A 23451-nucleotide genomic window follows, 5' to 3' on the forward strand; every position below is an offset into this window, starting at 1 on the left:
AGGCGGCGGGGTGGATGCCGAGGGTCACACGAACGCCGAGTGTCCGGTGATCGCGCGCCCGACGATGAGCGAGTTCATGTCGTAGGTGCCCTCGAAGGTGAAGACGGCTTCGGCGTCGGCGAAGTAGCGGGCGACGCCGTACCCCGCGGGGATCCCGACCTGGCTCTGACCGCCGAGCTGGATGCCGTTGCCACCGCAGATCTCGCGGCACAGCGCGACGGTCTCGCGCATGCGGGCGCTGACGAAGGCCTTGGCCATCGCGGAGTGGTGGTCGGCTTGGAGGCCCTCGTCCTGCATCTGCGACACCCGCACGCTCAGTGCGATCGAGGCAGTGATGTTCGACAGCGCCACGGCGAGCTTCTCCTGCACGAGCTGGAACGAGGCGATCGGCTTGCCGAACTGGGTGCGCGCCTTCGCGTACGCCAGCGCCGCCTCGTAGGCGCCGACGCCGACGCCGAGCCCCTGCCACGCGACGTCGGCCCGAGTCAGGCGCAGCACGACGGCCAGGTCGCGGAAGCCGTCGATGCGCTGCAGCCGGTCGCCCTCGGCGACGACGACGTTCTCGAGCACGATGTCGGCGTTCTCGACGCCGCGCAGCGACTGCTTGCGCTCGATCTTCGTCGCCGTGAAGCCGGCGGCGGGCGTGCGGACCAGGAACCCCTTGACCTGCTGATCGGCGAGATCGCGAGCCCAGATGACCACCAGGTCGGCGAACGCGCCGTTGCCGATCCACCGCTTCGCGCCGTTGAGCACCCAGTGGTCGCCGCGGCGCTCCGCCGTGGTCTCGAGACCGCGCGCAGTGTCGGAGCCGTGGCCGGGCTCGGTGAGCCCGAACGCCGCGACCGACTCCCCCGCCGCGAGCGGCGGCAGCCACTCGGCCTTCTGCTCGTCCGAACCGCCGACGGCGATCGAGGTCATCGCCAATCCGCTGTGCACCCCGATGAACGTCGCGAGCGACGGATCGGCCCGCGACAGCTCCATCGCCACCCAGCCGCGGAAGACCGCGCTGTTCTCGAACCGGCGGGTCTCGGCGAAGCCGTTCGCGTACAGACCGAGCTCGGCGATCCGAGGGATGAGGTGGCGCGGGCTCTCGGCACGCTCCCACAGGTCGTCGGCGTGGGGTCGCACGTCGGCGTCGAGGAACGCGCGGATCTCGGCCAGTGCGCGCTGCTCGGCATCCGTCAGCAGGTGCTGAAAGGAGTAGAAGTCCGCGTCGAGCAGGTCGGCGGGGGCGGATGCCGCAACCCGAGGCGGCGTGAGGGTGAACGTCATCGTCTCTCCGATCGTCGGTGATCGTTCCGAGTATGCATCATCTTTCAGAATGTTGCACAACGTATCCGAGAATGTTGCAGTCCGAGGTCCGCGTCCGGGTAGAGTGCGGGCATGACGACCACGACCGCTCCACCACGGACGATTGCCGACGTCGGCCTGCGGGCAGCGCCGTCATGGCTGTCGGAGCGGTTGGCCGAGGCATCCCATCCCGATGCCGTGCGCGCGTTCGAAGCGGCCCGCGAGACGTTCATCGGCGGACGGCGCATCGACATGGGAGGGCTCGCGACGTCGCTCGGCGTCGATCGCACGTCGCTGTTCCGCTGGGTCGGCAATCGCGACGCGCTGCTGAGCGAGGTGCTGTGGTCGCTCGCGGTGCCGACGCTCGTGCAGGCCGAGCACGCGAACCAGGACCGTGCGGGCGGCGAGCGGATCGCCGGCATCCTGACCCACTTCGTCGACGACCTGATCACGGCCGAGTACTTCCGCCAGTTCCTGCGGCGCGAGCCCGCGCGAGCGCTGCGGCTGCTGACCACGAAAGAGAGTCCCATCCAGCGCCGCTATGTCGCGACGGCCGAGTGGCTGGTGCGCCGCGACCTCGGGGCTGAACCACTCGGCGGCGCGATCGATCCCCCGGGGCTCGCGTACCTGCTCGTGCGTATGTCGGAGTCGTTCACGTACGCCGACCTCATCTCGGGCGACACCCCGAGCGCCGACCGGGCGCGAGTCGCGTTCCGCCTGCTCCTGCGCGTGGAGACGTGATGGGCGACTTCGCGGTGCGCGAGCCCTTCGCGACGCGCTGGAGCGACAACGACCAGTACGGCCACCTCAACAACACCGTGTACTACGCCGCGATGGACACCGCCGTCAACGCCTTCATGATCCGCGAAGGCGGGCTCGATCCGCTCCGCAGCGATGCCATCGCACTCTGCGCGGCATCGTCGTGCGAGTTCCACGCGTCGGCGGGCTTTCCGGAGGCGCTCGAGGTCGGCATCGGGATCGAGCGCCTCGGCACCACGAGCGTGACCTGGGCCCTCGGCATCCTCCGTCCGGGCGAGGACGACGCGATCGCAACGGGACGGTTCGTGCACGTGTTCGTGGATGCCGCGACCCGACGGCCCACGCCGGTGCCGGCATCCATCCGCTCCGCGATCGAGTCGCGGCTGCTCTCGCACGACTGATCCCAGCCCGCTCCACGTGGCCTCAGCGGCAGTTCGGCGCAGGGGCTGCGGCATCCGTCCCTTCCCGGATCCGGAAACCGGACTTGTGCACGCTTTCCGGTCCCGCCCGGCGCCTCCCTCCGGAAACAGCGCGATACTCCGGTTTCCGGGTCCGAAATGGCACGAGGCCGACACCACATTCGCGAACAAACCGACCATCCGGTATGCTCGATCCGACGGCCCGCTGACGGGCGGGAAGGCGGGTCGACGATGACCGGAGTTCCGGGACTGGATGTCGCGGGCCTGACTGCATGGCTGGCGGCCGCGCACCCGGATCTTGCCGGCGGCGGCCTCCGCGCGACCGTCGTCGCCGGCGGGCGCAGCAACCTCACCTACGCGGTGGAGGGAGCACGGATGCCGCTGATCGTGCGTCGTCCTCCGCTCGGGCACGTGCTCTCGAGCGCTCACGACATGCGCCGCGAGCACCGCGTCATCTCCGCCCTGGCCGGCAGCGCCGTCCCCGTGCCGCGGGCGATCGACGTCGTCGACGACGTCGACGCCGCCGCCGTCACGGGCACCGTGTTCTTCGTGATGGAGCGCGCGCCGGGCCGCGTGCTCGCCCGGCGGGCGCAGAACGCCGACTGCACGGCGGCCGGGCTCCGCCGGCTGAGCCTCGATCTCGCGCGGCATCTCGCAGACCTCCACGCCGTCGACCCCGCCGCCGTCGGCCTCGAGGACTTCGGTCGCCCCGACGGCTACCTCGAGCGGCAGCTGTCGACGTGGCGCCGCCAGCTGAACGCGTCGCGTTCCCGCGAGACCCCGCAGCTCGACACCCTGCAGGCGGCGCTGGCCGACGGCATCCCCTCCTCGTCCCGCTCGGCGATCGTGCACGGCGACTACCGTCTCGACAACGCGCTCGTCGTGGGCTCCGGCGACGAGCCGCGCATCTCGGCGATCCTGGACTGGGAGATGGCGACGCTCGGCGACCCGTTCGTCGATGTGGGCATGCTCGGCATGTACTGGGACATCGCCGCGCTGCCCGGCGGAGAGGGCGTCGTGCCGAGCGCCGTCGACCCCGACGCGGGCTACCCCGGCTTCGACGAGCTGGTCGAGGCGTACGCCGAGCGCGCCGGCATCCGCGTCCCCGATCTGCGCTGGTTCCGGGCATTCGCGGCCTACAAGCTCGCGGTGATCCTCGAGGGGATCCACTACCGCTTCCAAGCCGGCGACACCGTCGGCGAGGGCTTCGACCGCATGGGCGCCCTCGTCGAACCGCTCGCGCGGACCGGCCTCGACACCACCCGAGCCGAAGGAGTGCGCTGATGGACTTCGCCCCCGACCCCACCGCGCGCGAGTACGCCGCGCGGGCTCGCGTCTTCCTCGACGAGCATGTTCTGCCGGCCGAGCCGGTGCTCGACGAGCAGCTGGCCGCGACGCCCGGCGACTGGACCGTGCGGCCGGTGGTCCGAGAGCTGCAGGAGAAGGCGCGCGCGGCGGGACTGTGGAACCTCTTCCTGCCCGGCGCACGTGGTGCGGGCCTGACGAACCTGCAGTACGCGCCGGTCGCCGAGGTCACCGGGTGGAGCCCGCGTCTCGCGCCGGCGGCGTTCAACTGCGCCGCCCCCGACACCGGCAACATGGAGGTGCTGAACGACTTCGGCACACCGGAGCAGAAGGAGCGGTGGCTCGAGCCGCTGCTCGAGGCCGGCATCCGTTCGTCGTTCTGCATGACCGAGCCCGACGTCGCCTCCTCCGACGCGACCAACATCGGCACCAGCATTCGCCGCGACGGCGACCACTACGTCATCTCGGGGCGGAAGTGGTGGTCGACCGGGGCGATGAACCCGGACGCGGCGATCTTCATCGTGATGGGAAAGACGGATCCGGATGCTGCGCGCCATCGTCAGCAGTCGATGGTCCTGGTGCCGCGCGACACACCGGGGGTGCGGATCGTCCGGCCGTTGACGGTGTTCGGCTACGACGACCGCGATCACGGCGGGCACGCCGAGATCGCCTTCGAGGAGGTGCGCGTGCCGACGTCGAACCTCATCGCCGGCGAGGGCGACGGGTTCGCCATCGCGCAGGCACGGCTCGGACCCGGCCGCATCCACCACTGCATGCGCGCGATCGGCATGGGCGAGCGGGCGCTGCATCTCATGGCCGAGCGGGCGAACGCGCGTCACGCGTTCGGACGGACGCTCGCCGACCAGGGCGTCGTTCGCGAGTGGGTCGCCGAGGCCCGCATCCAGCTCGAGTCGCTGCGGCTGCTCGTGCTCAAGACGGCCTGGCTCATGGACACCGTGGGCAACAAGCAGGCGATGACCGAGATCCAGGCGATCAAGATCGCTGTACCCCGAGCGGTGCAGCAGATCATCGACCGCGCGATCCAGGTGCACGGCGGGGCCGGCGTCTCTTCCGACACTCCCCTGGCCGAGCTCTACGCCGGTGTGCGCTCCCTGCGCATCGCCGACGGTCCCGACGAGGTGCACCTGGCGAGCCTCGGCCGCGCACAGCTGCGGGAATAGCCCACACCGGATGTCGCGGCATCCGGCGCACCCGAAGAACGAACCGATGTCGAAGGAGACAGCGATGACACACCAGCCCGACCCCGCGATCGACGGCGCGGGATTCACGACCCTGTCGGTCGCGAGCATCCTCGCCGAGTCCGCCGTGCGCCACGCCGAGCGCATCGCGTTCCACTTCGCGGGCACGACCGTGTCGTACCGCGAGTTGTGGGACCAGACGCGGGCCTACGCCGGCGCCCTCCGCGCCCGCGGCATCGGCCGGGGCGACCGCGTCGCGATGCTCGTGCCGAACGTGCCCGACTTCGCGCGCGTGTACTACGCGGTGCTGTCGCTCGGCGCCATCGCCGTGCCCGTCCATCTGCTGTTCAAGGCCGACGAGATCGCCCACGTGCTGCGGGACTCGGACGCCGATCTGCTCGTGGTCGCCGCCCCGCTGCTCGCCGAGGCGATGCCGGCCGCTGCCGCGGCCGGCGTGCCGGCGGTCACCGTCCTGCTTCCCGCCGATGCCGGCGTCGACCTGCCGCGCCTCGAGATCGAGGCCGCGGCAGCGCAGCCGATCGCGCGCCACGAATCCGTGGGACCCCTGGATGCCGCGACCATCCTCTACACGAGCGGCACCACCGGCACGCCCAAGGGCGCGGTCGGCTCGCACCTGTCGATCGTGGAGCAGGTGCACACCACCCTGATCGACGCGTTCGACCTGCGCGCCGACGACGTCGTCTTCGGCGGGCTGCCGCTGTTCCACACCTTCGGGCAGACCGCTGTGATGAACATCGCACTGCGGGTCGGAGCATCCGTCGTCCTTCTTCCCCGCTTCGACCCCGACCAGGCGCTCGCGCTGATGGTCGAGTTGGGCGCGACGGTCTTCACGGCGGTGCCGACGATGTACGTCGGGATGCTCGAGGCCGCGCGCCGCTCGGACGCCCGACCGCCGTTGCGGTACGCGGTCTCGGGCGGGGCCGCGCTGCCGGTCGCGGTGCTCGAGTCGTTCCGCGCGGCGTTCGGCGCCGACGTGCACGAGGGCTACGGGCTCACCGAGACGGCGCCGACCGTGTCGTCCAACCCGCTCCACGAGCCGATCCGGCCCGGCACCGTCGGTCGCGCGCTGTGGGGTGTCGACGTCGCGATCGCCGATCCGGAGGCTGAGGACGCCGTCGCGCTGCAGGACGAGCCGGGCGCGCTCGGCGAGATCGTCGTGCGCGGCCACAACCTCTTCAAGGGGTACCTCGGGCGGGCGGATGCCTCGGCCGCGGCCGTCGTCGATGGCTGGTTCCGCACCGGAGACCTCGGCACGTACGTCGACGGCGTGCTCACGATCGTCGACCGCAAGAAGGACATGATCGTGCGCTCGGGCTACAACGTGTATCCGACCGAGGTCGAGGCGGTGCTCGCGCGGCATCCGGGCATCGCGGTGGCCGCCGTGTTCGGAGTGGCTGACGAGGTACGGGGCCAGGAGGTGCACGCCGCCGTCGTCGCGCACGAGGGCACAACCCTCGATGCGGACGAGGTCATCGCCTTCGTCCGCGACCGGCTCGCTGCATACAAGTACCCCCGGGTCGTGCACATCCTGCCCGAGCTGCCGCTGGGATCGAGCGGCAAGGTGCTCAAGCGCGACCTCGTCGCGCAGTTCACGCCCGTGCACTGACCCCCGCGGTCCCCGGGCTTCGAGTGGCGCAACACGCGGGATCCTGTTCCCGCCCGCACACGGGGTGTTTCGAATCGCGCACTTGCCACCGACGAGCCGTGAGAAAGTGACAAGTGCGCGATTCGAAGCGGGGCGGCGTCAGCCGGCCGGTCGCGGGGACACGCTCCACGCGCGCGTGGTGACGCCGATCGCGTTCCACACGTTGATCGTGATGATGAGCGAGATGAGAGCCGCTGCGGTCTCCTCACCGAACGCCGCGACCGCCTCTGTGACGGTCGCTTCCGGCACGTGCGTCTCGGACAGGCGCGTGACGTCCTCGGTGAGAGCGAAGGCCGCACGTTCGGCGGCCGTGAACAGGCCCGACTCGCGCCACACGGCGACCGCGTCCACGCGCTGCGCGGTCACTCCCGAGGAGCGTGCGGCGCGGGCGTGCAGGTCGACGCAGTAGGCGCAGCCGTTCACCTGCGAGGCGCGCAGACGCACGAGCTCCCGCAGACCGGAGTCGATGCCGGCGAGGTCGAGCTGCTCGGTGGCGGCGTCGTCGAGCGTGCTGACGGCGCGCGAGAACACGGGCGCGAGGGCGTCGAAGTCCAGGCGGGGTGAAACGGGGACGAGAGTGTCGCTGAGGAGTGTCATGATCCCAGGCTAGGAATCAATGCCCTTTTGAACATGGCCAATTCATCCGCTCACACATGGGCCATTTCACCCACCGGTCATGCCGTCACCGCCTCCGCGAGCGCGTCGACCAGCGTTTCGAGTCCGGTCTCGACACGGGACGGCGGCAGCGCGCCGTAGCCGACGACGACCCCTGCCGGCGTCGACCGAGCCGTCGGCGTCGTGTGCCGGGGATCCGCCGCGCGGAACGAGGACAGCCCGTCCACGGCCACGCCGCGCTCGTGCGCCCGCGCCACGGCGCGGGCTTCGGCGGACTCATCGGACACACCGACGAGGCACTGCAAGCCCGCGGAGAGCCCCTCGATCTGCAGCTGCGGCGCGCGCTGGGCCAGCAGTGTGGCGAAGAACTCGCGTCGCGCCCGGAAGCGGGCTCGACGCCGGCGCACCGCCCGGTCGTACTCGAACGCATCGATGAACCCGCTGAGGGCGTGCTGGTGCAGTCCGCTCGGGACTCCGCCCGACACCTCGCGCTGGGCTCTCACGTCGTCACGGAGCGAGGCGGGCACGACAGCCCACGCCAGTCCCACCGACGGTGCGAGCGCCTTGCTCGCGCTGCCGAGATAGACCACGGCGTCGGGTGCGAGCGCCTGCAGGGCTCCGACGCTCCGCCGGTCGTAGCGGAACTCGCCGTCGTAGTCGTCCTCCAGCACGAGCCCTCCGGATGACCGCGCCCACTCCACCACCGCACGGCGCCGGGCAGCCGAGAGCGGCACGCCGGTCGGGAACTGATGCGCGGGCGTGAGGAGGATGCCGCCGACATCCAGGCGGGCAAGGTGCGAGACATCCGCCCCCTCGTCATCCACCGGTACGGGCACGACCTGCAGACCGGCCGCCTCGATGATGCGCCGATGGCGTTCGTGCCCGTATTCCTCAACGGCCATACGACGTGTCCCGCGCGTCCGGAGGGTGCGCGCGATCAGGCCCAGCAGGTCGCCGAACCCGCTGCCGACCACCACGGCGTCGAAGTCGGCGACCACACCCCGCGTGCGCGCGAGGTACGAGGCGAGGCTCGCGCGCAGCGCGGGGACACCGGCCGGGTCGGGATAGCCGAAGTCGGCCGAGGGCAGCTCGGCGACGGCGCGACGCACGTGGCCGCTCCAGGCGGCATGCGGGAAGTCGCTCGCGTCCACGAGTCCGCCCCGCAGGTCGAGCGGCGCCGGATGCTGCGCACCCGGCGAGCGCGAAGGATCCGGTCGGGGCACCGCCGCAACCCACGTGCCGGCCCCCACGCGAGTCTGCAGCCAGCCCTCGGCCGCGAGCCGCGCGTACACCTCGCCCACCGTGTTCCGCGCGACGCCGAGGTCGGACGCGAGTACCCTGGACGCCGGCAGCCGCGTGCCCACGGGGAGGCGGCCACCGGCCACGAGTGCGCGCAGCCCGGCCTCGATCTCGCGCACCGACCGGCCGCCGTGCAGCGGAAGGTACAGATCGAGCCCGGTTGCAGCATCCGTCACCATCGCGTTCCTCTCCCGGCACCGCCGCGTCGTCCCGACCCTATCCACGGCGCGAGGCGACAGCGGGCCGCCGCGAGATCGCAGGCCCGCATCGCGCAGTCCCACCGGGCCGCTCCGGAAACCGGAGAATCGGACTCTTTCCGGACCCGCGACCCGTCTTCGATCCGGAAAACACGAGAATCTCCGGTTTCCGGATCCGGCGACGCGGCCGAGTTCGAGCCGGACCGAGCCCGGATTCGGCCCCACGGGCGCGCAGAAAGGCCCGAGCCCTGCGGGGCCCGGGCCTTCTGGTCGCGAATCGTCAGGACCCCGGCACGCCCTCGCCCGAGAGCGCCACCGGCGCCTGCTCGACCGCGGTCACCTCGCCGCCCTCGACGGCGTAAGTGGCACCGACGTAGTCCTGCACGCCCTGGTCGACGACCGAGATTCCCACGCCGAGGTACGCGGCGTGGCTGTCTTCGCTGAAGGACAGCGGCAGGATGCCGTTGCCCGCCAGTTCGCCGGACTGCACTGCTTCGATCAGCGACGTGCGGGTCGGATTCTCGCCCGCGGCCTCGAGCGCCTCGGCGAACAGGTAGGCGACGCTCATGCCGTAGATCGTGTTGCCGTCGAACGGCGCGCCGTCGTTGTACTCGTCGTTGATCTGCTGGAACAGCGCGACCCACTCCGAGTCGCCGCCGAGCGCCGGCAGGTAGTTCGTGCCGACGAAGCCCTGCAGCAGCTTGGGTCCGACGTCTTCGCCGAGGTACCCGATCAGGGTCGGATAATCGGCACCCGACGACGACGAGAACCACATCGGGAACCACCCCAGTTGCGCCGCGGTGCCCAGGGCGAGCGCGGTGAACCCGTTGATCGTGCCGAGGATGTTGATCTCACAGCCGGCGGCCTTGAGGGCGCCGATCTGCGCTGCGACGTCCTGGTTCGAGACCGAGTAGCGCTCGACGGCGGTGAGCCCGTCTTCGCCGAGTGCGAGCTGGGCGCCCTCGATCATCTCGTCGCCGAAGTCGTCGTCCTGCCCGAGCAGGCACACCTTCTTGCCGGGGTACTCGTCGGCGGCGTACTGCGCGAGCGCGGCGCCCTCGACGACGTAGTCGGCGTTGAAACCGAATGTGAGGGGGTACTTCTCGGGCTGGTTCCAGCTCGTGGATCCCGAGGCGACGAACAGGTCGGGCACCTCGTTCTGGTTGAGGTAGTCGAGCACCGCGGTGTGGGTCGGCGTGCCGAGCCCGTTGACGATCGCGAAGACCTCGTCCTCCTGCACCAGTTCGCGCACGACCGTCTGCGTGGTCGCCGGGTTGTACCCGTCGTCCTTCACGAGGTACTCGATCGAGCGGCCGTGCACACCGCCCTGGTCGTTGAGGTAGTCGAAGTACGCCGTCGCGGCGGCCGAGATCGATGAGTAGCCGGCGGCGGCCGGCCCGGTCAGCGGCGTGTGCGCGCCGATGGTCACGGTGTCGTCGCTGACACCGGGAGCGGCCTGGGCCGGATCGCCGGTCGCGGCGGGCGTGCTGCACCCCGCGAGGGCGACGAGGACGGCGGATGCGCCGGCCATCGCCGCGACGCGGCGTGCGAGGGAGTGCTGTGACATGGTCACCTCTTTCTCTGTGGTGGGGGTGATGCGGGGGTCAGGACGGATTCCGGATGCCGCGGCCCGGCCGACTGCGATGGCTCAGCGTGCGGCGGGGTGGCGGCCTGCGGTGGGGTGGCGGTCTGCGGTGTGGCGGCGGGAGCATCCGCGGCACCTACGGCAGCGACGGCCGCGGCGGTGCCCGGCCCCGATAGTGCCGGCCCGCGGCGCGACCGGGCTCCGCCGGAGCGGCGCAGGCTTGCGAGCCCGCCGGGCCGCGCGAGCATCACGACGATGAGCAGCGCGCCGAACACGAGCACCGAGAGGTTGCCTGACAGGCGCTGCTCGACCTCGGCCGGCAGCGGGATCGCCGAGATCCCGGTCGACAGCAGCCACGGCAGCAGCACGATGAGCGCCGAGCCGATCGCAGCGCCGCCGATACTGCCGAGCCCGCCGAGTACGACAGCGACCACGAGCAGCAGCGAGAACGCGAGTGTGTAGGCGCCGGGGCTCACCGACTGGGTCACGAAGCAGAGCACCGCTCCCCCCGCGCCGGCCGCGATCGAGCTGACGCCGAACGCGGTGACCTTCACGCGCCCGGCGCGCACGCCGTTCAGCCGGGCCGCGGTCTCGTCGTCGCGCACGGCGCGCATCCGCAGGCCGAGCCGTCCGCGCGAGAGCGCGACCAGGACCGTCACGACCACGCCGGCGACGAGGATCGCAACCCACGCCTGCCACTGCTCGACGGCGATGAGCCGCACCAGTACGGGTGGGACGCCGTCGTAGGCGATCTGCAGCCCCTGGTCTCCGCGCAGCACGCCCGAGAACACCGCAGCCACGGCGGGAACGGCGATGACGAGCGCGAGGGTGACGCCCGCGAGATACGGTCCTCGCAGCCGCGCCGCCGCGAGTCCGAGCAGCCAGCCCAGGGCGCCCGACACCGCGATCGCGCCGAGCATGCCGCCCAGGAAGCGAGGGAGGCCGTCGATCCCGGCATCCGTCATCGCGTTCGCGGTGAGCGCGTAGCCGTAGCCGCCCGCGGCCATGAGCGCCGCGTGGCCGAGCGAGAGCTGCCCGCTGTATCCGATGAGGACCGTGAGCCCCGCCGTGGCGCAGAAGTACGCCGCCACCGTCGCGAGCTGGAAGTTGCGGTACGGGTCGAGCAGGAACGTGCCCCCGAGGGCGAGCAGCGTGAGCGCCGCGCCGAAGACGAGGGTGCGGGGGATGCCGCGAAGTCGCGGAAGCAGCCGGGTCATGCCGTCCGTGCCTCTCGCATCGAGAAGACGCCGCCGGGCCGGATCAGCAGCACCATCACCAGCAGAACCAGTACGCCGATCGGCGCGACCGTCGCGCCCAGGTAGCCGGTGACGAGCGTCATCGCGACGCCGACGACGAGGCCTCCCAGCAGCGCGCCGACCGGCGAGTCGAGCCCTCCCACGACCGCGACGGCGAACGCGTAGACGAAGAGCATGTCGGTCGCGTGGGGATTGAGCCCGAGCTCGGTCGGCACGAGCAGCATCGCGGCCAGCGCGGCGACCGCGGCCGACAGCATCCATCCGATCGTCACCATGCGGCTCACCCGCACGCCCAGCACGCGCGACACTTCGGGGGCGAACGCCGAGGCCCGCAGCTGCAGGCCGAGCGACGTGCGGGTGAACAGCAGTGCGAGACCCGTCATCACCACGAGTGCGACGACCAGCACGAACAGGTCGTAGGGCGAGAGCAGCGGCACGCCGCCGACGACGATCGGGCTGTCGTCGAAGGGTGCCCGCATCGGCCGGTACTGGGCACCGAACAGGATGCCGAGCAGCGACTGCAGCACCATCACGAGTCCGATCGCCACGATGACGCCCGACAGCGGACTGCTGTGCGGCGCGAACCTCATGACGCCCCGCTCGACGCCGACGCCGATCGCAGCCCCGGCGAGAAGGCCGGCCGCCAGGCCCGCCCAGTACGAGCCGGTGAACCCGGTGACGGCGAAGGCGACGTACGTCGCGACCAGCGCCATCGCGCCCTGTGCGAAGTTCACGATGCGGGCGGCGCGCCAGATCAGCACGAGCGACAGCGCGAACAGTGCGAACACCGCGCCCCGCGCGAGCCCCGTGGCGAAGAGGAAGAGAAGTCGGTCCATCAGAATCCCAGGTAGGCGTGGCGGAGGGTCTCGTCGGCGGCGAGCGCTGCGGCGGGGGCGTCCGCCACCACTCGACCGAGGTCGAGCACGACCCCGCGGTCGGCGATCGACAGGGCGCTCGTGACGTTCTGCTCGGCCAGCAGCACCGTCAGGCCGCGGCTCGCGGCGGCGTCGCGCAGTGTGCCCATCAAATGCGCGACGACGAGCGGCGCGAGCCCGAGCGACGGCTCGTCGAGCGCGAGCACGATCGGCTCGGCCATGAGTGCGCGGCCCAGCGCCAGCATCTGGCGCTCACCGCCCGACAGCTGGTGGCCGGCACTGGCGCGGCGACGCGCGAGCGGCTCGAACAGGTCGTAGACGGCCGCGACCGCGCGCTCGCGCGCCGCGCCGCGGTGCCGCCACAGTCCGCCGAGCCGCAGGTTCTCATCGACGGTGAGCTCTGCGACGACGCTCTGCCCGTCGGGCACGAGCGCGATGCCGCGACGAGCCCGGTCTTCGGTGCGCAGCGGTGCGAGGTCGTCTCCGTCGAGCGTGATGGATCCGGATGCCACCGGCACGAGCCCTGCGAGCGCCCGCAGCAGGGTGGTCTTGCCGGCCCCGTTGGCTCCGAGCAGGGCGACCACTTCTCCGGGCGCGAGCGCGAATCCGACCTCGTGGAGCACGGGTGCGCCGCCGTAGCCGACCGTGAGGCCGCCGATGTCGAGGGCGCCACCCTCGGCGGGCGCTTCGGTGCGTGCGGCCGCGGTGCTCATGCGATCGCCTTCACGCCGAGGTACGCCTCTTCGACGCGCGGGTCGGTGCGCACCTCGGCCGGCGTGCCGCGTGCGATGACGCGGCCGAAGTCGAGCACGACGATGCGGTCTGCCAGGCCCATGACGAAGTCCACGTGGTGCTCGACGAGGAGCACCGCGCAGCCGGTCGCCGCGACATCGCGGATGATCTCGCCGAGACCCGCGATGTCGTCGGCACCGAGCCCACCCGCGGGTTCGTCCAGCAGCAGCAGCCGAGGCTCGGTGACGAGCGCGCGGGCCAGCGCCACGCGCTTGCGGTCGGGGTACGACAGGGACGCCACCGGGCGGTCGGCGAGGGAGGCGAGGTGCAGCGCCTCGAGCCGCGCGTCGATCAGGCCGGCCGCGTCGCTACGGCTCGCGACCGGTACGGCGACGTTCTCACGCACCGTGAGTCCGGCGAAGAGCCCGAGCCCCTGCAGCGTGCGCGAGACTCCGCGCGCTGTCAGCGCGGCGGTTCGCCGGGGCGCGGGTGCGCCGTCGATCGCGATCGCACCGCGCCGTCGCACCAGCGCGCACACGGCGTTGAACACCGTGGTCTTGCCGGCGCCGTTGGGACCGATCAGGGCCACGACCTCGCCGGGCCGGACGTCGAACGACACGCGATCGACGGCGGTGAGGCCGCCGAAGGCGACGCTCAGGTCGGTGACCTCGAGGCGTGCGGGAGCACCCTCGCGGGTCGCAGTTGCTGCGGTCATCGGCACCTCTTCGTGTCGGGTGCCCTCACTGTACACGAGAAACCGACCGGGCGGTATGTTCCTGTTGCACGCGCTCCGAAAGCACGCCGAAGCCACTCCCGAGACGGAGGTCGCTGCGGAGGAGGCGCGCGTTACTTGTGCGGGATGCCGGCGATCATGCCGCCGTCGACGACGAACTCCGCGCCGGTCGTCCACGCCGAGGCGTCGGAGGCGAGGAACACGATGGTGCCGGCGATGTCGCCGGGGGTGCCGGGGCGGCCGAGAGGGATGTCGAGGTGCTCCGGGTCGATGCGCGCCGTCATGGGCGTGCGCACGAAGCCGGGATGCACGGAGTTGACGCGGATGCCGGAGGGCCCGAGTTCGACCGCGAGCGACTTGGTCAATCCGCGCACGCCCCATTTCGAGGCGGTGTACGCGTGGACGCCCGGGCTGCCGCGCATGCCGTCGACCGACGAGAGGTTGATGATCGAGCCGCCGCTGCCGGATTCCGCGAACTGGGCCTTCATCACCGGAACGACCGCGCGGCAGCCGAAGAAGACGCCGGTGAGGTTGACGCCGATCGCGGCGTTCCACTTCGCGGTCGTCATGTGCTCGATCGGCGCGGCGTTCGCGATGCCGGCGTTGTTGACGAGCACGTCGAGCGCCCCGAAGGTGTCGAGCGTCGACGCGATGACGGCATCCCACCGCTTCTCGTCGGTGACGTCGAGGGGCTCGAAGCGCACGCGGTCTCCGAGTTCCGCCTCGAGCTTGCGGCCGCGGGTCTCTCCGCGGTCGGCCACGACCACACGGCCACCCGCGGCATGGAGAGCGCGGACCGCGCCCTCGCCGATGCCCCGCGCCCCGCCGGTGACGAGCGCGACCCGGCCGTCGAGGTCGAACCCGGCGCTCACCGGGTACATCCCGGCACATCGCGGCACGCGGCACTCACGACGCCACCTGGATCACGACGCGTCCGACGGTGGAACCTCCGGCGAGGGCGGTCAGCGCCTCGGGCGCCTGTGCGAACGGCACGACGCGATCCACGACCGGACGCACGACGCCGTCCCCGGCGAGCCGCGTGAGCTCGGCGCGGGCGTCGTCGATGAGGTCGGGACGCACGCGGGGGTAGAGGCCCCAGTGCAGGCCGACCACGGAGTAGTTCTTGACCAGCAGGTGGCCGGCCGGGAGCGACTGGATCCGCCCGCCGGCGAACCCGACGACGATGATGCGACCCTCGAACGCGACGCACTTCGTCGAGGCCTCGAACGCCGCTCCCCCGACGGGGTCGAACACGACGTCGGCGCCGTGCCCACCGGTCGCGGCCTTGACGCCGGCGACGAGGTCGTCGGCACCCCGCACGAGCACGACTTCGGCTCCGGCGTCCCGGGCGACGGCCGCCTTGGCCTCGGAACCCACGACTCCGATCACGCGGGCGCCGGCAGCGGCTCCCAGCTGCACGGCCGCGAGTCCCACGCCGCCCGCGGCGGCGTGCACGAGCAGCCACTCCCCCGACCGCAGCGCCGCACGGCGGTGCAGCCCGAACCACGCGGTCTGGTAGGCGACGGTGAGCCCGGCGGCTTCGGCGTCCGCGAGTGCGTCCGGCGCGCGCCAGACATCGGATGCCGGCAGCACGGCGTACTCCGACAGCACCCCGATCTTCGACCCGACCACGCGGTCGCCCACCGCCACGCCCGAGACGTCTGCACCGGCGGCCGCGACCGTGCCGACGAGCTCGATCCCCGGGCTGAAGGGCAGTTCGGGCTTGACCTGGTACTCGCCGCGGCACAGCAGCACATCGGGGAAGTTGGCCGCGACGGATGCCACCCGCACCAGGACCTCGCCCGGGCCCGGCGCCGGCACCGGAACGACGTCGAGCGACAGCGCCTCGGCGGGCTCGCCCAGGCGCGTCACACGCCACGCGCGCATCTCGGCGGGAACCGGCGACGCCGAGGCTGCGGCGCGGGCATCGGCGGTGACGTCAGGCTGTGGCATCCGTTCTCCTCAAGCTCGATAGGAACAGGTCGGTGAGCTGCTCGGCGACGAGCGTCTTGTCTTCGGGACCCTCGGGCGAATACCAGTGCGACAGATAGTGCACGTCGCTGAAGAAGTGGGCGACGAGCATCGCGACGGGGATGTCGGTGCGGTACAGCCCCTCGCGCTGACCGCGCGAGATCAGCTCGGCGAACTCGTCGTGGTACGCCCGCCGTCGCCGGGTGACCTCCTGCTGGCGCGGCGCCGAGAGCATGTTGAGGCTGCGGAAGAACACCGCGCCCTCCCCCATGTGGTCGATCGACGTCTCGAGCACGTCGACGCACACCGCGCGCAGCACGTCGTCCACCGCGCCGCCGCGCGCGATGATCTCGTCGAGGTGTGCCTTCTGCAGCGTGAGCAGCTTCTCGTAGATGCCGAAGAGCAGGTCGTCCTTCGACTCGAAGTAGTGGTACATCGCGCCCTTGGTGACGCCGGCGGCCTCGACGATCTGCTGCACGCTGGTGTTGGCATAGCCCTGCCGGGCGAAGAGGTCGACGGCCGCGCGGGTGACGTCGTCGGCGACGTGGGAATCCTTCATGCCTTCATCTTTCACCCGGTCGGTGCCGCAGCCGCGTCATGTGAGGGGACGGATGCCGGCGCCGCCGTCGATCGGCACGGTCTGACCCGTGATCCACGCGGCGTCGTCCGACAGCAGGAACGCGACAGGTCCGGCGACATCGGCCGGCTCACCGAGCCGGCGGAGCGGATAGACGGCGGATGCCTCCTCCTCGTGGCCCTCGTACAGCGCCCGCGCGAAGACGGTCTTGACCACGGCCGGCGCCACCGCGTTCACCCGGATGCCCGGCGCCAGCTCATACGCGAGCTGCATCGTGAGGTTCACGAGCGCCGCCTTCGAGATGCCGTAGAACGCGATGCCGGGGCTCGCGCCGAGTCCGGCGACCGAGGCGATGTTCACAACCGAGCGCGAGAGGCCCGCGGCGAGCGCCGCGCGCGTCCACTCGAGCGCCGCGACCACGTTGACCTCGAGGATCTTGCGGGCGGCGTCCGCGTCGATCTCGGTCAGCGGCCCGTAGACAGGGTTGATGCCGGTGTTGTTGACCAGGTGGTCCAGGCGCCCGTGGCGCTCGGCGATGTGCGCGAAGACGGCGGCACGCCGCTCCGCGTCGTCGGCGCGGCCGGAGACGGCGGATGCCGAGGGCCCGAGTTCGGCCACGGCAGAGTCGAGCGCGTCCTGCTTGCGCCCGGTGATGACGACCGAGCCGCCTTCGTCGACGAGGCGCCGCGCGATCGCGAACCCGATGCCCCGGCTCGCGCCCGTGACGAGCGAGACGGTGCCGTCGAATCTACCCAGGGTCATGACGCCTCCTTGCGTGACATACCGGCTGGTCGGTTTTCCACCGTAGCAGACCGCGAGCGGCATCCGTCACCGTCCTCTTGCGGACGATCCGGAACCCGGAGAATCGCCCGCTCTCCGGACCCGCGCGCCGTCGACGCTCCGGAAACCCTCCCGAACTCCGGTTTCCGGATCCGGCAACGGCCGCGCTCCCGTTTCCGGATCCGGCTAAGCGAGCTTCGGCCCGTCGCCGCACCACACCCCGTGGGGCCGGACCATCCCAGCCGTGAGACTGAGTCCTATGGAGCGCGGCATTGAGTTTCAGTAGACTCGGGATGCCGCATCCGCATCGCCGTCAGGAGTCCGAACATGACCGCCTTCCAGCCCCGCCCCGGTCAGAGCGTCCAGGGCTACGACGTCACCGCACGACTCGGCACGGACTACTACGCGGTGTTCGCCGACATCCCGGCCGCCGACCGCGAGGTGTGGGAACGCGCGCAGGCGTACGTCGACGAGGTGGGCACGCGGATGCAGGATGCCTGGGACCGGGCGGAGTATCCACTCGAGCTCGCGATGCGCATGGGCGAGCGGGAGCTCTTCAACGACGGCATCGACCACCCCGCGCTCACGCGCTTCTCGCCGCTGGCGGCGGGGCTGGTCAACATGGAGGTCTCGCGCGGCGACGGCTCGCTGGGCACGGTGATCGCGGTACAGGGCGGGCTCGCGTTGCGCACCCTGGCACTCTTCGGCAGCCCCGAGCAGCAGGAGCGCTGGCTCGCGCCCGTCGCGCGCGGCGAGGTCGCGGCATCCTTCGCCCTCACCGAGCCCGACCACGGTTCCGACTCGGTCTCGCTCGAGACGACCGCGCGCCGGGACGGCCAGGAGTGGGTGCTCGACGGGGCGAAGAAGTGGATCGGCAACGGCGCGTCCGGCGGCGTCACCTTCGTATGGGCGCGCGTCGACGACCCCGAGAGCGAGCACCACGGCGCGGTCCGGTGCTTCCTGGTCGAGCAGGAGACACCCGGGTACGTCGGCACCGTGATCACCGGCAAGGCGTCGCTGCGCGGCATCCATCAGGCCCACATCGTCCTCGACGGCGTGCGCGTGCCGTTCGATGCCGTACTGCCCGGCACGAAGACCTTCAAGGATGCCTCGACCGTCCTGTACTCGACGCGCTCGGGGGTCGCGTGGTCGGCACTGGGTCACGCCACCGCCTGCTACGAGGCGTCGCTCGCGTACGCGCAGCAGCGCGTGCAGTTCGGCAAGCCGCTGGCGAAGTTCCAGATGGTGCAGGAGCGGCTCACGCAGATGCTCGACGAGCTGACCGCGATGCAGCTGTACTGCCGGTGGATGGCCGACCTCGAGACGCGCGGCGAGCTGCGACCGACGCAGGCCTCGCTCGCGAAGTATCACAACACCCGGGCGGCGCGCCGGATCGCCTCGACGGCCCGTGATCTGCTGGGCGGCAACGGCATCCTGCTCGAGAACGGCGTCATGCAGCACATGGCCGACATCGAGGCGATCCACACATATGAGGGCACCGAGAGCGTGCAGGCGCTGCTCATCGGCCGTGACATCGCCGGGATGGGCGCGTTCGCATAGCGGGTCGGCGCGGGCTCGGCAAGCCGTCCGGCAACGCCGGAGCCGCCGGTTAGCCTCGGCACATGGGACTGTTCAGCAACGAGCCGAAGACGGTGCGCCTGGAGTCGCAGGACGCCGAGCTGAAGGCGACCCGGGCGCCGTGGAGCCTGTGGGCCGACGGGTTCGGCATGCTCAGCATCCGTTCGATCCAGATCATCGTCGTCGTCACGGTGGTCGCGGCGATCATCTTCGCGATCCAGCAGCTGACCCTCGTGACGATCCCGCTCGTGATCGCCCTGATCCTCGCGTGCGCCTTCGCGCCGGTGATGGGATGGATGCGGCGGCGCGGGGTTCCGCCGCTGCTGGCCACGGTGCTCTCGCTGCTGGCGATCGTGCTGCTGCTGACCGGGATCGGCTGGCTCATCGTGGCCGCCGTCCGCGACCAGTGGGAGGAGCTGTACACCGAGGCGGAGCGCGGGATCCAGGAGGTGATCGCGTGGGTGCAGACACTGCCGTTCGCGCCCACACAGGAGCAGCTGGATGAGTGGCTGGCCGCGCTCACCGACTTCGTCACGAGCGCGCAGTTCGGCTCGGGCGCGCTGGCCGGGGTCGGCGCGGTCGCGAACTTCGTGACGGGCTTCGTGCTGATGGTCACGATCCTGTTCTTCTTCCTCAAGGACGGCCCGCAGATGTGGGAATTCCTGCTGCGCCCGTTCCGCGGCCAGCACTACGTGCGCGCCCGCCGCATCGGCGACAAGACGGTCGGCGTGCTCGGCTCGTATGTGCGCGGCACCGCGACCGTCGCCGCGGTCGACGCGATCGGCATCCTGATCGGTCTGCTCATCCTGCAGGTGCCGCTGGCGTTCCCGCTCGCGGTGCTGGTGTTCCTGCTCGCCTTCATCCCGATCGTCGGCGCGACGGTCGCGGGCATCGTCGCGGCGCTCGTGGCGCTCGTCGCCAACGACTGGGTCAACGCCCTGTTCGTGGTCGGCGTGGTCGTCCTGGTGAACCAGCTCGAGGGCAACTTCCTGCAGCCGGTGCTCATGGGCCGCTCGATGAAGCTGCACGCCTTCGTCATCTTGGTCGCCCTGACCATCGGCACGGTGCTGGGCGGCATCGTGGGCGCCGTGCTCGCGGTGCCGATCGCCGCCGCCGCGTGGGGCGCGATCCAGGTGTGGGACGGCCCCGATCTGCCGGCCCGATGGGCGCGGCCTAAGCATCCGATCGAGGCCTGACCCGCGGCATCCGTCCGGCCACGGCCAGGAATAGGGAGGTCGCGCGCCCGAGATAGGGCATTCGTCCGATGAGGGGATGGCGCCTCAGCGACGAGAGTCGAACTGCACGGAATCACCGGGTTCCGAGGCAGGAGACCGATCATGGATGCCACCACCTTCGCCGTCATGCGACTGGCCGAGCACCGCTTCGCCGACCTCGAGCGCGACAACCGTCATCGCCGCGCTCACGCCGAGCGCCGGGCCGCGCTTGCCGAGCGCCGCGCCGCCGACGCTGCCGAGGCCCCCGCGCGCAACGCGGCGACCGACCTCGCACTCGCCGGCCCCTCGTCGTGACGGATGCCACCGGCCGCCCCTCCCCCGTGTCGCACGGAGGTGCGAGCATATGAACATGCCCGCCCTCGCGTCGACGCCTCGCATGGTGGGGCGCCGGGCCGAGCTCGACACCCTGCTGGCGGCGCTCGACGACGGCGTGGCCGGCCGGCCGGGCACCGTGGTCGTGCGGGGTGAAGCGGGCATCGGCAAGACGCGGCTCGTACAGGAGTTCCTCGCCCAGGCGACCGAGCGCAGCGGCGAGCTGCCCGTCACGGTCGCCGTCGGGCAATGCGTCGATCTGGGCCCGATCGGCGCCCCGTTCGGCCCGATCCGCCGGGTGCTGCGCGATCTGCACGCCGCGGTCGGCACGGAGGAGCTGCGCACCGCGGCCGGTTCGGTCGCCGTCATCGCGAGCCTGGCCGCGCTCGTGCCCGGCATCGCCGCCGAGCACCCCGACAGCGACGATCCGGCTGGCGAGTTCGCAGAAGCGATCGAGGTGCTCCTCGAGCAGCTGTCGCAGGAGCGCCACATCCTCGTGGTGATCGAAGACCTGCAGTGGGCGGATGCCTCCACCATGGCTCTGCTCAAGACCCTCGCCAGTACGCTCCGGGGCCGGCACCTCACGATCGTGGCCACCTATCGCTCCGATGACATCGACCGCTTCCACCCGCTCCGCCCGGTGCTCGCCGAGCTCGATCGCACCCGCTCCGTCGTCCGCGTCGACGTCGAGCGCCTGAGTCCCGAAGAGGTCGCCGAGCAGGTCGCACAGCTGGCTCCCGACCTGGACCCCCGCCTCATCGAGGATCTCGCTGAGCGCAGCGGCGGCATCCCGTTCCTCGTCGAGGAGCTCGTCGATCTCGGTGACCGCGGACTGCCCGACACGCTGCGCGAGCTCGTGCTCGCCCGCTACGCCCGCCTGGGTGACGCCGCCCAGCAGACCGTGCGCACGATGGCGGCAGGCGGCATGCACGTCGACCACGAGGTGCTGGCGGCGGTGTCGCCCCTCGACGATCGCGCCCTCGACCAGGCGGTCCGCGAGGCGATCGACGCGCGCGTGATCCTCGCCGACGGCGCCGGGTACTCCTTCCGCCACGCGCTGACGCGCGAAGCGGTCGAGAACGACATGCTGCCCAGCGAACGCGTGCGCACGCACCGGCGCTACGCCGAGTTCCTGCGCGACCGCCACACCGACTCTCCGGATGAGGCCTCCGCCATCGCCGAGCACTGGCTCGCGGCCCGCGACCTGCCGGCCGCCTTCGACGCCACCGTCGCTGCGCTGCAGCAGTCCCGCGCCCGCTACTCCCCGGCCACATCGGTGAAGCTGGCCGAGCGCCTCACCGAGCTGTGGGATCAGGTTCCGGATGCCGCGACCCGCGCCGGCACCACGCTCCCCGAACTGCACCTCGGCGCCGCCGAGGGGTGGCACGACCTCGGTGACGCCGAGCGCGCCTTGCGGTCGGCGAACGAGGGGCTGGCGGTGTGCCCCGACGACGCCTTCACACGCGCGGCCCTGCTGCGCCTGCGGTTCGTCGAGGTGTTCAACTTCGAGCACCGCAATCAGACCGAAGACCTCCATGCGGCCATCGAGCTGCTCGACGGTCTGGACGACGAGCGAGCGCTCGCGCTGCTGTCCCGCGTCTACACGAACCTCGCGATCGGCGACCACGGCGCCTCGGCGCAGCAGAACGCCCAGCGGGCGATCGCCCTGGCAGAGCAGGCAGGCGACGACGCCGCGCTCGGCGTCGCGCTCACGGTGGAGTCCTGGCGAATCTCCGACGACGAGACCGACGAGCCGCGGGCGCTCGCTCCGGTCCAGCGCGCGGCCGCGCTGCCTCTCGATCCTGCGCTGCGTTCCTACGCCGGGACCGCGCTGATCGATCTGCTCGTGCAGCTCGGCCGTTTCGACGAGGCGGCGATCGTGGGCGAGCAGCGCTACGCCGACGCGGTCAGAGCAGGGATCGAACGCGGGTCCGGGGCATCCGTCGCCTACTCTCTCGCGCGGGCGCTGTTCAGTATGGGGCGTGCCGACGATGCCCTGCGCTACGCCCGCCGCGCCCGCCGCCTGACCAGCCCGACGGGTCGGGGATCGGTGGTGCGGCTCATTGCGAGCCATCTCAGCTGGGACGACCAGCCCGCAGCGCGCGACGAGCTGCTCACCGCCGACGCGGCGATGATCGACGAGTCGCTGCGCACGCATCCGAAGAAGCGCTCGTCATGGATGACCGAACGTGCCGAGGCGTGCGCGAGCATCCGCGGGGTGACGCCGGCACCGGTCGCCGAGCGCGAGGCGGCGCTCGCGGGCGCGCTCGACGTCGTGGCGGGCGACGCGCCGCCGGCGCTCCGCCGCCACGCGGCCGTCGCCGCCGCGATGCTCCTCGCGTTGAGCAACCCCGGCGACGGGCGGGCGAAGCAGCTGAAGGCGGTGGTCGACGCGTGGCCCGACCGCGGGGTCGCCCCGGTCATGGCGGGACTCGTGCATGCGCTGCTCGGCGACGCCGACCCGGACGCCCTGGCGGATCGCATCGAGCGGTGGCGCGGGGTGGTGGCGCAGCTCGAGGAGGGCACCACGTTGGTGTGGCACCGCCACGTCGCGCGCTGCCGGCTCGCCGCCGCGCTGCTCGAGCACGGGGATCGCGACGAGGCTGCCGCGCTGCTGGCGCGCGTCGAGGCCGAGGCGCCCGGGCACGGCGTGGCGCGCGTGGGGCGGTGGGCCACGGAGCTCGCGGCCCACGCGGGGCTCGGGCCCGACGCGGAGATGCCAGGCGGTTCCGACCTCGCCGCGACGCTCACGCCGCGGGAGCGGCAGGTGCTCGAGCTGATCGCCGAGGGTCTGACGAACCCGCAGATCGGCCGGCGGCTGTTCATCAGCCCCAAGACGGCCTCGGTGCACGTCTCGGCGATCCTCGCGAAGATCGGCGCCTCCAACCGCGCCGAAGCCGCCGCGCTGTACACCGCCGCGCTCGCGCCCTGACCGGCCCAGCCTGCCTCGCGAGGGGCGGTGCCCGCGGCGTCCGTCCCCCTTGCCGCCGCCCTCGCCCCTCACCGGCCCGGAATCCGACCGCCCGCCCAACCGCGCAGGCGTGAGCGAGGCCTCGCGGGTGTCGGGG

21 protein-coding genes are annotated in these 23451 nt (G+C 71.7%); 9 read left to right on the top strand and 12 right to left on the bottom strand.

Annotated features, from left to right (window positions below; translation table 11 throughout):
* Positions 1–24: 24 nt before the first annotated feature.
* A complete protein-coding gene (locus HF576_RS09700; RefSeq protein WP_168912587.1) occupies positions 25–1272 on the bottom strand; it encodes an acyl-CoA dehydrogenase family protein in 1248 nt (415 codons plus the stop codon).
* A gap of 111 nt (positions 1273–1383) precedes the next feature.
* On the opposite strand from HF576_RS09700, the gene HF576_RS09705 reads away from it, so the two are divergent.
* The 5 genes from HF576_RS09705 to HF576_RS09725 all read left to right on the top strand — a co-directional run bounded on the left by HF576_RS09705 (position 1384) and on the right by HF576_RS09725 (position 6599).
* Positions 1384–2031 carry a QsdR family transcriptional regulator gene (locus tag HF576_RS09705; protein WP_168912588.1) on the top strand — a complete coding sequence of 216 codons (648 nt, stop codon included), beginning with the start codon at positions 1384–1386 and terminating at the stop codon, positions 2029–2031.
* The gene (locus tag HF576_RS09710) at positions 2031–2450 is read left to right on the top strand and encodes an acyl-CoA thioesterase (RefSeq protein WP_168912589.1); all 420 of its coding nucleotides are present in this window, start codon (positions 2031–2033) and stop codon (positions 2448–2450) included. Before HF576_RS09705 ends, HF576_RS09710 begins: the two co-directional genes overlap by 1 nt.
* Before the next feature lie 249 nt (positions 2451–2699).
* Positions 2700–3752 carry a phosphotransferase family protein gene (locus HF576_RS09715; protein WP_168912590.1) on the top strand — a complete coding sequence of 351 codons (1053 nt, stop codon included), beginning with the start codon at positions 2700–2702 and terminating at the stop codon, positions 3750–3752.
* On the top strand, positions 3752–4954 hold the full coding sequence (locus HF576_RS09720) for an acyl-CoA dehydrogenase family protein (protein WP_168912591.1): 1203 nt from the start codon (positions 3752–3754) through the stop codon (positions 4952–4954). The genes HF576_RS09715 and HF576_RS09720 overlap by 1 nt, the downstream gene beginning before the upstream one ends.
* A gap of 64 nt (positions 4955–5018) precedes the next feature.
* The gene (locus HF576_RS09725) at positions 5019–6599 is read left to right on the top strand and encodes an AMP-binding protein (RefSeq protein ID WP_168912592.1); all 1581 of its coding nucleotides are present in this window, start codon (positions 5019–5021) and stop codon (positions 6597–6599) included.
* Between the two features lie 138 nt (positions 6600–6737).
* Here HF576_RS09725 and HF576_RS09730 read toward each other — a convergent pair whose 3' ends face one another.
* The 11 genes from HF576_RS09730 to HF576_RS09780 all read right to left on the bottom strand — a co-directional run bounded on the left by HF576_RS09730 (position 6738) and on the right by HF576_RS09780 (position 17240).
* The gene (locus HF576_RS09730; protein ID WP_168912593.1) at positions 6738–7235 is read right to left on the bottom strand and encodes a carboxymuconolactone decarboxylase family protein; all 498 of its coding nucleotides are present in this window, start codon (positions 7233–7235) and stop codon (positions 6738–6740) included.
* Positions 7236–7312: 77 nt separating this feature from the next.
* Positions 7313–8728, bottom strand: coding sequence for a MocR-like pyridoxine biosynthesis transcription factor PdxR (gene pdxR / locus HF576_RS09735; protein WP_425522987.1), 1416 nt, complete (start codon positions 8726–8728; stop codon positions 7313–7315).
* A gap of 301 nt (positions 8729–9029) precedes the next feature.
* On the bottom strand, positions 9030–10316 hold the full coding sequence (locus HF576_RS09740) for an ABC transporter substrate-binding protein (protein ID WP_168912595.1): 1287 nt from the start codon (positions 10314–10316) through the stop codon (positions 9030–9032).
* A gap of 2 nt (positions 10317–10318) precedes the next feature.
* The gene (locus HF576_RS09745; RefSeq protein WP_168912596.1) at positions 10319–11551 is read right to left on the bottom strand and encodes a branched-chain amino acid ABC transporter permease; all 1233 of its coding nucleotides are present in this window, start codon (positions 11549–11551) and stop codon (positions 10319–10321) included.
* Positions 11548–12426 carry a branched-chain amino acid ABC transporter permease gene (locus tag HF576_RS09750; RefSeq protein WP_168912597.1) on the bottom strand — a complete coding sequence of 293 codons (879 nt, stop codon included), beginning with the start codon at positions 12424–12426 and terminating at the stop codon, positions 11548–11550. The genes HF576_RS09745 and HF576_RS09750 overlap by 4 nt, the downstream gene beginning before the upstream one ends.
* On the bottom strand, positions 12426–13178 hold the full coding sequence (locus HF576_RS09755; protein ID WP_168912598.1) for an ABC transporter ATP-binding protein: 753 nt from the start codon (positions 13176–13178) through the stop codon (positions 12426–12428). The genes HF576_RS09750 and HF576_RS09755 overlap by 1 nt, the downstream gene beginning before the upstream one ends.
* A complete protein-coding gene (locus tag HF576_RS09760; protein WP_168912599.1) occupies positions 13175–13912 on the bottom strand; it encodes an ABC transporter ATP-binding protein in 738 nt (245 codons plus the stop codon). The genes HF576_RS09755 and HF576_RS09760 overlap by 4 nt, the downstream gene beginning before the upstream one ends.
* Before the next feature lie 131 nt (positions 13913–14043).
* On the bottom strand, positions 14044–14802 hold the full coding sequence (locus HF576_RS09765) for an SDR family NAD(P)-dependent oxidoreductase (RefSeq protein WP_343234223.1): 759 nt from the start codon (positions 14800–14802) through the stop codon (positions 14044–14046).
* A gap of 34 nt (positions 14803–14836) precedes the next feature.
* Positions 14837–15883 (bottom strand): NADPH:quinone oxidoreductase family protein, encoded by a 1047-nt coding sequence (locus HF576_RS09770; protein ID WP_168912601.1) that lies wholly within the window; start codon positions 15881–15883, stop codon positions 14837–14839.
* A complete protein-coding gene (locus tag HF576_RS09775; RefSeq protein WP_168912602.1) occupies positions 15870–16460 on the bottom strand; it encodes a TetR/AcrR family transcriptional regulator in 591 nt (196 codons plus the stop codon). The genes HF576_RS09770 and HF576_RS09775 overlap by 14 nt, the downstream gene beginning before the upstream one ends.
* 36 nt (positions 16461–16496) lie before the next feature.
* Positions 16497–17240 (bottom strand): SDR family oxidoreductase, encoded by a 744-nt coding sequence (locus tag HF576_RS09780; RefSeq protein ID WP_168912603.1) that lies wholly within the window; start codon positions 17238–17240, stop codon positions 16497–16499.
* A gap of 345 nt (positions 17241–17585) precedes the next feature.
* On the opposite strand from HF576_RS09780, the gene HF576_RS09785 reads away from it, so the two are divergent.
* The 4 genes from HF576_RS09785 to HF576_RS09800 all read left to right on the top strand — a co-directional run bounded on the left by HF576_RS09785 (position 17586) and on the right by HF576_RS09800 (position 23315).
* Positions 17586–18818 (top strand): acyl-CoA dehydrogenase family protein, encoded by a 1233-nt coding sequence (locus HF576_RS09785; RefSeq protein WP_168912604.1) that lies wholly within the window; start codon positions 17586–17588, stop codon positions 18816–18818.
* A 62-nt stretch (positions 18819–18880) separates the two neighbouring features.
* Positions 18881–20032, top strand: a complete 1152-nt coding sequence (locus HF576_RS09790) for an AI-2E family transporter (RefSeq protein ID WP_168912605.1) — start codon at positions 18881–18883, stop codon at positions 20030–20032.
* Positions 20033–20173: 141 nt separating this feature from the next.
* Positions 20174–20365 (top strand): hypothetical protein, encoded by a 192-nt coding sequence (locus tag HF576_RS09795; RefSeq protein WP_168912606.1) that lies wholly within the window; start codon positions 20174–20176, stop codon positions 20363–20365.
* Positions 20366–20420: 55 nt separating this feature from the next.
* Entirely contained in the window at positions 20421–23315 is a 2895-nt protein-coding gene (locus HF576_RS09800; RefSeq protein ID WP_168912607.1) for a helix-turn-helix transcriptional regulator, read from the top strand.
* Positions 23316–23451: the final 136 nt, after the last annotated feature.

Source organism: Microbacterium salsuginis (assembly GCF_012524205.1).
Taxonomy (GTDB): domain Bacteria; phylum Actinomycetota; class Actinomycetes; order Actinomycetales; family Microbacteriaceae; genus Microbacterium; species Microbacterium salsuginis.

Excerpts from the sequence above, each read along its gene's own strand:
- HF576_RS09700 (WP_168912587.1), bottom strand. The coding sequence starts at position 1,272 with ATGACGTTCACCCTCACGCCGCCTCGGGTTGCGGCATCCGCCCCCGCC.
- HF576_RS09705 (WP_168912588.1), top strand. The coding sequence starts at position 1,384 with ATGACGACCACGACCGCTCCACCACGGACGATTGCCGACGTCGGCCTG.
- HF576_RS09710 (WP_168912589.1), top strand. The coding sequence starts at position 2,031 with ATGGGCGACTTCGCGGTGCGCGAGCCCTTCGCGACGCGCTGGAGCGAC.
- HF576_RS09715 (WP_168912590.1), top strand. The coding sequence starts at position 2,700 with ATGACCGGAGTTCCGGGACTGGATGTCGCGGGCCTGACTGCATGGCTG.
- HF576_RS09720 (WP_168912591.1), top strand. The coding sequence starts at position 3,752 with ATGGACTTCGCCCCCGACCCCACCGCGCGCGAGTACGCCGCGCGGGCT.
- HF576_RS09725 (WP_168912592.1), top strand. The coding sequence starts at position 5,019 with ATGACACACCAGCCCGACCCCGCGATCGACGGCGCGGGATTCACGACC.
- HF576_RS09730 (WP_168912593.1), bottom strand. The coding sequence starts at position 7,235 with ATGACACTCCTCAGCGACACTCTCGTCCCCGTTTCACCCCGCCTGGAC.
- HF576_RS09740 (WP_168912595.1), bottom strand. The coding sequence starts at position 10,316 with ATGTCACAGCACTCCCTCGCACGCCGCGTCGCGGCGATGGCCGGCGCA.
- HF576_RS09745 (WP_168912596.1), bottom strand. The coding sequence starts at position 11,551 with ATGACCCGGCTGCTTCCGCGACTTCGCGGCATCCCCCGCACCCTCGTC.
- HF576_RS09750 (WP_168912597.1), bottom strand. The coding sequence starts at position 12,426 with ATGGACCGACTTCTCTTCCTCTTCGCCACGGGGCTCGCGCGGGGCGCG.
- HF576_RS09755 (WP_168912598.1), bottom strand. The coding sequence starts at position 13,178 with ATGAGCACCGCGGCCGCACGCACCGAAGCGCCCGCCGAGGGTGGCGCC.
- HF576_RS09760 (WP_168912599.1), bottom strand. The coding sequence starts at position 13,912 with ATGACCGCAGCAACTGCGACCCGCGAGGGTGCTCCCGCACGCCTCGAG.
- HF576_RS09770 (WP_168912601.1), bottom strand. The coding sequence starts at position 15,883 with ATGCCACAGCCTGACGTCACCGCCGATGCCCGCGCCGCAGCCTCGGCG.
- HF576_RS09775 (WP_168912602.1), bottom strand. The coding sequence starts at position 16,460 with ATGAAGGATTCCCACGTCGCCGACGACGTCACCCGCGCGGCCGTCGAC.
- HF576_RS09780 (WP_168912603.1), bottom strand. The coding sequence starts at position 17,240 with ATGACCCTGGGTAGATTCGACGGCACCGTCTCGCTCGTCACGGGCGCG.
- HF576_RS09785 (WP_168912604.1), top strand. The coding sequence starts at position 17,586 with ATGACCGCCTTCCAGCCCCGCCCCGGTCAGAGCGTCCAGGGCTACGAC.
- HF576_RS09790 (WP_168912605.1), top strand. The coding sequence starts at position 18,881 with ATGGGACTGTTCAGCAACGAGCCGAAGACGGTGCGCCTGGAGTCGCAG.
- HF576_RS09795 (WP_168912606.1), top strand. The coding sequence starts at position 20,174 with ATGGATGCCACCACCTTCGCCGTCATGCGACTGGCCGAGCACCGCTTC.
- HF576_RS09800 (WP_168912607.1), top strand. The coding sequence starts at position 20,421 with ATGCCCGCCCTCGCGTCGACGCCTCGCATGGTGGGGCGCCGGGCCGAG.